Annotated in this window: 10 protein-coding genes and 1 pseudogene; 3 read left to right on the top strand and 8 right to left on the bottom strand. The window is 68.3% G+C overall.

The genetic code is table 11. From position 1 onward, the window contains the following. Positions 1–255 precede the first annotated feature (255 nt). The gene (locus ABT360_RS34620; protein ID WP_351825617.1) at positions 256–1,329 is read left to right on the top strand and encodes a dipeptidase; all 1,074 of its coding nucleotides are present in this window, start codon (positions 256–258) and stop codon (positions 1,327–1,329) included. Between the two features lie 3 nt (positions 1,330–1,332). On the opposite strand, the gene ABT360_RS34615 is transcribed toward ABT360_RS34620, so the two are convergent. Both ABT360_RS34615 and ABT360_RS34610 read right to left on the bottom strand, forming a co-directional pair. Next, a complete protein-coding gene (locus ABT360_RS34615; RefSeq protein WP_351825615.1) occupies positions 1,333–1,713 on the bottom strand; it encodes a VOC family protein in 381 nt (126 codons plus the stop codon). Positions 1,714–1,757: 44 nt separating this feature from the next. Beyond that, positions 1,758–3,101 carry a UDP-glucose dehydrogenase family protein gene (locus ABT360_RS34610; RefSeq protein WP_351825613.1) on the bottom strand — a complete coding sequence of 448 codons (1,344 nt, stop codon included), beginning with the start codon at positions 3,099–3,101 and terminating at the stop codon, positions 1,758–1,760. Positions 3,102–3,282: 181 nt separating this feature from the next. Between ABT360_RS34610 and ABT360_RS34605 the strand changes: the two genes are divergently transcribed. Next, positions 3,283–4,440, top strand: a complete 1,158-nt coding sequence (locus ABT360_RS34605; protein ID WP_351825611.1) for an acyl-CoA dehydrogenase — start codon at positions 3,283–3,285, stop codon at positions 4,438–4,440. A 200-nt stretch (positions 4,441–4,640) separates the two neighbouring features. Here ABT360_RS34605 and ABT360_RS34600 read toward each other — a convergent pair whose 3' ends face one another. The 6 genes from ABT360_RS34600 to ABT360_RS34575 form a co-directional block, all read right to left on the bottom strand. Continuing rightward, on the bottom strand, positions 4,641–4,961 hold the full coding sequence (locus ABT360_RS34600) for a tyrosine-type recombinase/integrase (RefSeq protein ID WP_351825610.1): 321 nt from the start codon (positions 4,959–4,961) through the stop codon (positions 4,641–4,643). A gap of 149 nt (positions 4,962–5,110) precedes the next feature. After that, entirely contained in the window at positions 5,111–5,578 is a 468-nt protein-coding gene (locus ABT360_RS34595; protein WP_351825608.1) for a hypothetical protein, read from the bottom strand. Positions 5,579–5,663: 85 nt separating this feature from the next. Beyond that, positions 5,664–5,888, bottom strand: a complete 225-nt coding sequence (locus ABT360_RS34590; protein WP_073757712.1) for a DUF397 domain-containing protein — start codon at positions 5,886–5,888, stop codon at positions 5,664–5,666. Between the two features lie 535 nt (positions 5,889–6,423). Continuing rightward, positions 6,424–7,254 (bottom strand): helix-turn-helix domain-containing protein, encoded by an 831-nt coding sequence (locus tag ABT360_RS34585; RefSeq protein ID WP_351825605.1) that lies wholly within the window; start codon positions 7,252–7,254, stop codon positions 6,424–6,426. Continuing rightward, positions 7,251–7,775 carry a DUF6879 family protein gene (locus ABT360_RS34580; RefSeq protein WP_351825603.1) on the bottom strand — a complete coding sequence of 175 codons (525 nt, stop codon included), beginning with the start codon at positions 7,773–7,775 and terminating at the stop codon, positions 7,251–7,253. The genes ABT360_RS34585 and ABT360_RS34580 overlap by 4 nt, the downstream gene beginning before the upstream one ends. Then, on the bottom strand, positions 7,759–7,950 hold the full coding sequence (locus ABT360_RS34575; protein ID WP_351825601.1) for a hypothetical protein: 192 nt from the start codon (positions 7,948–7,950) through the stop codon (positions 7,759–7,761). The genes ABT360_RS34580 and ABT360_RS34575 overlap by 17 nt, the downstream gene beginning before the upstream one ends. 309 nt (positions 7,951–8,259) lie before the next feature. Between ABT360_RS34575 and ABT360_RS34570 the strand changes: the two are divergent. Further along, positions 8,260–8,327, top strand: a pseudogene (locus ABT360_RS34570) (sigma factor-like helix-turn-helix DNA-binding protein); the annotation flags it as partial.

Below are 8,327 nucleotides of genomic sequence, written 5' to 3'. Positions count from 1 at the left end.
CCGATCGGCGGCCGGAAACGGCGACGAGAGTGCTCGGGCACCCCGCCGACGGCGAGGAGGTGAGCCCGGAGGGGCCCCGACCCTGGCCCACCGGCAGCAACCGCCCCGGCCGCGCGCCGCCCCGGCCGCAACCGCCCCGGCCGCGCGCCGCTCCGCGCAGTGGTCACCCGAACGCAGTACGTCGCCGCGACCCCCGCACCGGCGCGTGCCACCGTGGCCCTGTCGGCTCGTCGTTCGTCCGGAGCGGAGCTCCCCATGGCAGACCTTCAGGATTACCCCTGTGCGGCACCCTCCGCGATCGGTGAACTCGACGACACGCCCGACGGCGCCGCGGAGGCACCCACCCCGGCCGAGATCGACGTCGAGCGGGCCCGGGTGCTGCTCGCCGCACAGCTCGTCGTCGACGGGCACAACACCCTCGCCCAGGAGCTCGACCGCACGCAGTGGCACGACCTCCAGCACGGCTCGGCCCTCCTCGACACCGACATCCCCCGCATCCGCGCCGGGGGCGTCGGCGCCCAGTTCTGGTCGCTGCACGTAACCCCCGGCCCCGCCGCCGTGCAGGACACGCTGGACCGAATAGACGCCGTGCGCACCCTCATCGCGTCCTGCCCCGAGGCCCTCCGCCTCGCCCTCACCGCCGCCGACATGGTCCAGGCCCGCGACTGCGGCCGTATCGCGTCCCTCCTCGGGCCCGTGTCCGGCGCCGCCCTCGGCGACTCGCTGGGCACCCTCCGCGCCTACCACGCGCTCGGCGTCCGCAGCGTCGGGATCGCCGGTACGCGCTGGACCGCCGACCCCGACGGCCTGACACCGTTCGGGGAGGAGGCGGTTCGCGAGATGAACCGCCTCGGGGTCCTCGTCGACCTCTCGGGCGCCTCCGAGGCCACCATGGACCGCGTCCTCGACGTCTCCAAGGCGCCGGTCATCCTCTCCCACTCGGCGGCCCAGGTCCTCACCCCGCACTCCGCCAACGTCCCCGACGACGTGCTGCGCCGCCTGCGTGCCAACGGCGGCGTCTGCATGGTGAGCTTCGCCCCCGACCAGGTCACCCGCCGCGCCGACCAGCCCGCCACCCTCTGGGACGTGGCCGACCACGTCGAGTACGTCCGCGAGGTCGCCGGGCCGGAGTGCGTCGGCCTGTCGGGCTCGTACGGCATGACGACCGACGCCCCGCACACCATCGGCCTGGAAGACGCGTCCTGCTACCCGAACCTGATCGCCGAGCTCCTGCACCGCGACTGGTCGGAGGCCGACATCGCCGGCCTGACCTGGGGCAACGCGGCCAGGGTCGTACGCGAGGCGGCGGACGCCGCGCAGCCGGCGTAACGGTCAGGCCCGGCACAGGCAGAACGGATGCCCCGCCGGATCCGCGTACACCCTGAAGCCCCGCTTGCCCCCGTCGTCGTCGACGTCCAGCGGCCGGGCGCCCAGCGCCAGCACCCGCTCCTGCGCGGCGTCGATGTCCTCGACGTCCAGGTCGAGGTGGAGCTGCTGGGCGTTCCTGTCGGCCCGCGGCCACTCGGGCGGGCGCAGGTCCGGCGCCTTCTGGAAGGCGAGCCGCTGTCCGTCCGGCAGGTACAGGTCGATCCAGCGGCCGTCCTCGGTGTGCTCGTCCTTCACCTCGCCACCGAGGATCGCGGCGTAGAACTCGGCCAGTCGGCGCGGCTCGGGACAGTCGATCGCGGTCAGAGTGAGCGTCGCAAAAGCCATGGCGACCGGGTGCCCCTGGGGCGCGCCGCCATGCCTGCCGCCGGTCAGGCGCGAGGGCGTCCCATCGCGCGGAAGGTCCAGCCGGCCTCGCGCCAGGTCTCCGCGTCCAGGGCGTTGCGGCCGTCCAGGATGACCCGGGACGCCACGACCTCGCCCAGCTTCGCGGGGTCCAGCTCGCGGAACTCGCGCCATTCCGTCAGGTGCAGCACGATGTCCGCGCTCCGCACCGCGTCCAGGGCGCTGTCCGCGTACGCCAGCGTCGGGAACAGCCGCCGGGCGTTGTCCATGCCCTTCGGGTCGTACACCGTGACCTGGCCGCCCTGGAGGTGGATCTGACCGGCGACGTTCAGCGCGGGCGAGTCCCGTACGTCGTCCGAGTCCGGCTTGAACGTGGCGCCCAGCACGGCCACCCGCTTGCCCAGGAACGTGCCGTCGCCGAGGGCCTCGCGGGTCATGCCGACCATCTGACCGCGGCGCCGCATGTTGATGGAGTCGATCTCGCGCAGGAAGGTCAGCGCCTGGTCCGCGCCCAGCTCGCCCGCCCGGGCCATGAACGCCCGGATGTCCTTGGGCAGGCAGCCGCCGCCGAAGCCGATGCCGGCCCGCAGGTACTTCGCGCCGATCCGGTCGTCGTACCCGATGGCCTCCGCGAGCTTGACGACGTCACCGCCCGCAGCCTCGCAGACCTCGGCCATCGCGTTGATGAAGGAGATCTTGGTCGCGAGGAAGGAATTGGCGGCGGTCTTCACCAGCTCCGCCGTAGGGAAGTCGGTCACCACGAACGGCGACCCCTCCTCCATCGGCGTGGCGTACACCTCACGCAGCAGCTTCTCCGCCGCCGCGCTCTCCACGCCCACCACGATCCGGTCCGGGTGCAGGGTGTCCTGCACGGCGAAGCCCTCCCGCAGGAACTCCGGGTTCCACGCCAGCTCCGCGTCCGCGCCCACCGGTGCCCGGTCGGCGAGCAGCCGCGCGAGCCGCGCCGCGCTGCCGACCGGCACGGTCGACTTGCCGACGACCAGCGCGGGCCGCCGCAGGTGCGGGGCGAGCGAGCCGAAGGCGGCGTCGACGTAACTCATGTCGCACGCGTAGTCACCGTGCTTCTGCGGCGTGTTCACACAGACGAAGTGGACGTCGCCGAACTCGCCGACCTCCTCCCACGAGGTGGTGAAGCGCAGCCGTCCGGTGGAGCCCTCGATCCCCGCGACGTGCCGGTGCAGCAGCTCCTCCAGGCCCGGCTCGTACATCGGGACGCGCCCCGCCGACAGCATCTCGATCTTCTCGGGTACGACGTCGAGGCCGAGGACCTCGAACCCCAGCTCCGCCATGGCCGCCGCATGGGTGGCGCCGAGGTATCCGGTGCCGATCACGGTGATCTTGAGGGCCATACGGTGCTCCATTGACGTACGGGAGGTGAGTGCGGGCCCGAGCATAGTCGGGCCCGGCCCCGGGCACCGTTCTCCCGGAGACCGCGCTGTCGTCAAACTCACGTATGCCTGGCTCGGCCAGTCCCACTAAAATTCGTGTTACTTAACGGTAGTTAGCAGCAGCTCAGGGGAGTGAGAGAAAGTGGCGGGAACGCCTGACTTCGATCTGTACCGCCCGTCCGAGGAGCACGACATGCTCCGGGACACCGTCCGCTCGCTCGCCGAGGCCAAGATCCTTCCGTTCGCCGCCGCGGTGGACGAGGAGGCCCGCTTCCCGCAGGAGGCGCTCGACGCGCTCGTCGCCTCCGACCTGCACGCCGTCCACGTTCCCGAGACCTACGGCGGCGCGGGCGCCGACGCCCTGGCGACCGTGATCGTCATCGAGGAGGTCGCCCGCGTCTGCGCCAGCTCCTCCCTGATCCCCGCGGTCAACAAGCTGGGCTCCCTCCCGGTGATCCTCTCCGGCTCGGAGGACCTCAAGAAGAAGTACATGACGCCGCTCGCCAAGGGCGACGGGATGTTCTCGTACTGCCTCTCCGAGCCGGACGCGGGCTCGGACGCCGCCGGCATGAAGACCAAGGCGGTCCGTGACGGCGACCACTACGTCCTCAACGGCGTGAAGCGCTGGATCACCAACGCGGGCGTCTCCGAGTTCTACACGGTCATGGCCGTCACCGACCCGTCCAAGCGCTCCAAGGGCATCAGCGCGTTCGTGGTCGAGAAGGGCGACGAGGGCGTGTCGTTCGGCGCTCCGGAGAAGAAGCTCGGCATCAAGGGCTCCCCGACCCGCGAGGTCTACCTCGACAACGTCCGCATTCCCGCCGACCGCATGATCGGCGAGGAGGGCACCGGCTTCGCCACCGCGATGAAGACCCTGGACCACACCCGCATCACCATCGCGGCCCAGGCCCTCGGCATCGCCCAGGGTGCCCTGGACTACGCCAAGGGGTACGTCCAGGAGCGCAAGCAGTTCGGCAAGCCGATCGCCGACTTCCAGGGCGTGCAGTTCATGCTCGCCGACATGGCGATGAAGATCTCCGCCGCCCGCGCCCTCACCTACCAGGCCGCCGCGGCCTCGGAGCGCGGCGACGCCGACCTCACCTACCTGGGCGCGGCGGCGAAGTGCTTCGCCTCCGACATCGCCATGGAGGTCACCACGGACGCCGTCCAGCTGCTCGGCGGCTACGGCTACACCCGTGACTACCCGGTCGAGCGCATGATGCGCGACGCCAAGATCACCCAGATCTACGAGGGCACCAACCAGGTCCAGCGGATCGTCATGGCCCGCAACCTGCCCTAGCAGGGTTTTTGCAGGTCAGTGGCCCTATGACCCGGTCAGGGAAGCTGGCTCGGGTTCCGGTCTGTTCGAGCCTGTTCCGGGGTGATCCTGGGCGTCATGCTGCGGAAATCCTGGGCTGACACTGGGACTGAAACAACCTCTGAGCTGCACAAACACTACGGCCCCCGGCGTCACGCCGGGGGCCGTTGCTATGGCCTTGCTCAGGCCACCTCTGTTCGCTCTGTGGGGGCGTCCGCGTCTGGGGTCAACATCGTGGCGATGGCCGCCCGCCCGCGCTGCTCGGCCCCCTCAAAGATGTAGTGGTAGTGCTCCCGCAGCACGTCAGTGCTGCTGTGACCCATCCAGTCCGCTACGTCGTTCTCAGGGACGCCCGCGTACAGCAGTCGCGACCCGTAGTAGTGCCGCATGGAGTGCGGCTTGCAGTACGCCACCTCTCCCTTGGACAGGGCCACCATCCAGATCTGCCGGTAGAAGTACGCGGCGTACAGGTACCCGATGCGGGTCACGTTGGGGAAGAGCAAGCGTTCCGGTCCCCACACGCCCTGGTTCTTGATGTGTCCTGGAGCCCGAGCCGGTGAGACATCCGGAACCGATCTCAGACGCCAACCCCTTCCGCGCGTTGCTCTAACAACCAAGGAAGCCCCGGCCAGAAGGGCCGGGCTTGATTCGACTACTCGACTGGGCAGGCCAGTTCAGAATGGGAACGATTCGGGGCGCACGTCACCACTGCCAGGGACAGATACGAGGGACGTTCGAGGTAGAAGCCGTACGACACATCAGCGCCCGAGTGCAGTTGTGCGGCAGCCGCGTTCACCAGTTGTGCCAGATGAGTCGTTTCCCGCTCCCTCTCGGAAGCGAACCGGGGCGCGTGCTCGGCCAGCCGCTGCCCGAGCCAGACTGCCGCCTCCTTCGCCTCTTCCCACGTGCCACGAACTAAGGAACGGGGCTTGATGAGCCAGTACGCCGTTTCGAGGGGCGGTAGGTCGACGTTCGGGAACTCCGCCGCGACCTCCCGATACCTCTGGATCAGTTCCGGCTTGCTTCCGGCCGGGGGCGGATTGGGATGAGGGCGCCGCCGTAGGGCCTCGTGGTCGAAGCGCTCTTTCGGGCCGGTCCACAGATAGCCGTGGTGGTGCACGAGTCGTTCCCGTTTCGAGAAGTGCCGGCCGGGCACGGGCCCAGGGACGGGGGATGGACCCGGCCCGGCTGACGGAGAGGGAGGATCAGACGTTGAGGCCGAACCGCGCCGGGTCGATCCCGGCCGCGTCCAGTTCCTCCGTGGTGAACCGCAGCGGCTGCGCGTCCGGCCGCTTGCTGTCGCCGAGGGCCCAGGCGTCGTCGCCGATCCGGGCCAGGGTCACGCACCCCTCGGTACAGGGGCCGCCGCACGCCTTCACGAACGAGGCCCCGTCGATGTCGAGCCCGTACAGGTCGGTTCCGTTCAGCATTACTGCACCTTCCTGCTCAACTAATCGCGGCCATGGCTGACCGCCGCCGCCCATTCCGGGCGGGAGTTCAAGGGAGGAGAGGAAGAGACTTCAGCGTCCGGAACCTTGGCCGCGTTCCGTGCAGCTCCAGCACTCGCATGGCGGCCAAGCGCTCGTGAGCAGGGGCGGAAGATCGTCCGTCGTGGCCACGGCTTGCTCCGGCCCCAGATCTGCCCTGAGGTCGGGAGAGACCCGCATGGTCATCAGGGGGCGGTCGGCAAAGAGCCTTGATCCCGTTCCCTTGCTCATGACGCGTGCGCTTCTGCGTGGTGCTGGCGCATCCGTACGTTGGCGTCGGATACGGCGTTGTAGTCGAACGTGGAGCGGGCGTTCTCGCGGGCTACCGATATGGACAGGCAGTCAGCGCAACCGGGTTTGGGTGACGGCTCGCGCGGTGGCTCCGACAGGCACGTCCCTGCTGGCGTGTTGGTTCCAGGATGGGAAGTTCTCTCTTCGCTCTCCATGGCGCCATCTTCGGCGGGCCACGGAGGCAGCTCTAGCCTGTTTCCTGTTCCCGCAAAAAGTCGTCGCGGATTCCCTCGACCAGGCTCCGCATGTCGTCACCGGACAATGCCACCCGTTCGAACCCGTGGAATTTCTCTACGTAGATTTCTACGTCCCTGGGATCGGTGACGAGCACCTCGGCGTGGACCGTCTCGACGGTGACCATGCGGTTGTCCCGGATCGCGAACGAGTGGTTCGCGATGTCATGCTGCTGAACGCTCAACGGGACTACTCGGATGTCGAGGTGAGACAGGCGGGACATCGAAACAATTCGGTCCAGCTGGGCAGCCATCATCGACGACGGGACGAGCCGCCACCGCAGAACGGGTTCCGTGATGACGAACCGCAATGACTTCGTGCTGTCGTAGAGGATTGCTTGGCGTTCCAACCGGCCGCTGACGGTGCGGTTGAGGGTGTCTGCACTCAGGCTGTGACGTTGCAGAACGGCCCGAATGTACTCGGGAGTCTGGAGCAGACCCGGAACCAGAGCCGGTTGGAACATCCGCAGCACTGACATCTGGGCTTCAAGAGCCTTCACCTCCTGCTGGCCCTTGTGGACTCCAACCCGCTTCAACAGCCGCCACTCGGTCGTCTCGGTGCCGGCCGTCCGAGCCGCATCGGTGTACTCGGCCTTGATCTCCTCGGACACGCCGATGGCGATCAGGATGCGCTCAACGTCCGTCGCGCTGGGCGCCAGCTTCGCATTCTCGATCTTGGAGAGCTTGGACGGAGACATGAGAGCGCCACGGGCGACCGCTTTGGCTTCCTTTCCGGATGCCTGACGCAGCGCCCGCAGCGCGGCCCCCAACTGTGCCCTGTTCACGCCCCGTACTTGGCCCACCATTCCGCGAAGGGCTCCGCGTGGGTGAGTGCCGCGTCACGGTGCCCGGAGAATTCCGCCGTTCGTTCCGATGGCAGAATTTCCGAGCCCAGGTACTTTCCGGCGCCGTCGTAGCTCATCACGGCCACGGACTCGGAGTCGAAGAGCCAGAAGTCAGGTACGTTCTGTAGGGGGTTCGGCCTGTCGGTGATGTCCAGGACGAAGAACTCCTCACCCCCAGCCATGTTCTTCTGGTACCCCCACCCGAGTTCGAACCTGAGATAGTCCGTGAGAGGGCGGCGCAGAATGTGAACCCGGTAGACCCGTTTCCCTTTTCCGGTGTGTGAGCGGAGTTGTTCGACCCAGCCCGCGTTGTAGTCGTCCGGCTGCGGCTCCCCGGCCAGGAACGCGCGATAGGCATCGACGTTCCCCGACTTGCTGTAGTCGTCGAGGGTTTCGAGCCGGAACGCCTCACGCTGGAACGTGTCGAAGAGGTCGCCGAGGGTCCTAGATGAGGTTGTCACGGATGGCCTTCTGGATCAGTTCCGTCGGGATCTCGACCAGGGTTTCGTGAGCGGGAATCTGAAGCCCGTGGTCGGTCGGAGTCTCCCCCTGGACCAAGAGCGTGCCGCGATCCGTCGCGTAGATCGTCGGGCAGTCCGTGATGTCGCACGTGCTGACCAGCTTGGTGACCTTCATGGTCCGGGTTCCCCTCTCCCGTGCTGCCAGTACCCCGCATCTGGGTTGATGCTCCCGAGGCCGGGGCGTGCGGGTCAAGCGATCACGGTTGACGGAACGGGAAACCGCGTAACCTCCCCGGAGCCTGCCGCTCCTCCGACCGGTCGGGGAGGCTGCCGCCAGTACGGCGCCGACCTGGGCAGACTCCTGACGATCATGGGGAAATGCTGGGGAGGGCTCTGCCAAGAGGGATGTCCGTGCAGGTCAGCGCCGTATGACCCGTAAAGCACCCAGATCTACGAGGGCACCAACCAGGTCCAGCGGATCGTCATCGAAGGGCTGTCGTACGAGGAGATCGCCGCGACCCTCGGGGTCAAGCTCGGCACCGTCCGCAGCCG

This window comes from Streptomyces sp. NPDC000229 (genome assembly GCF_040300825.1).
In the GTDB taxonomy this organism is placed as follows: domain Bacteria; phylum Actinomycetota; class Actinomycetes; order Streptomycetales; family Streptomycetaceae; genus Streptomyces.
This window is presented reverse-complemented; position numbering and strand designations above follow the sequence as displayed.

Excerpts from the sequence above, each read along its gene's own strand:
- ABT360_RS34575 (WP_351825601.1), bottom strand. The coding sequence starts at position 7,950 with ATGAAGGTCACCAAGCTGGTCAGCACGTGCGACATCACGGACTGCCCG.
- ABT360_RS34590 (WP_073757712.1), bottom strand. The coding sequence starts at position 5,888 with ATGCTGAACGGAACCGACCTGTACGGGCTCGACATCGACGGGGCCTCG.
- ABT360_RS34610 (WP_351825613.1), bottom strand. The coding sequence starts at position 3,101 with ATGGCCCTCAAGATCACCGTGATCGGCACCGGATACCTCGGCGCCACC.
- ABT360_RS34620 (WP_351825617.1), top strand. The coding sequence starts at position 256 with ATGGCAGACCTTCAGGATTACCCCTGTGCGGCACCCTCCGCGATCGGT.
- ABT360_RS34615 (WP_351825615.1), bottom strand. The coding sequence starts at position 1,713 with ATGGCTTTTGCGACGCTCACTCTGACCGCGATCGACTGTCCCGAGCCG.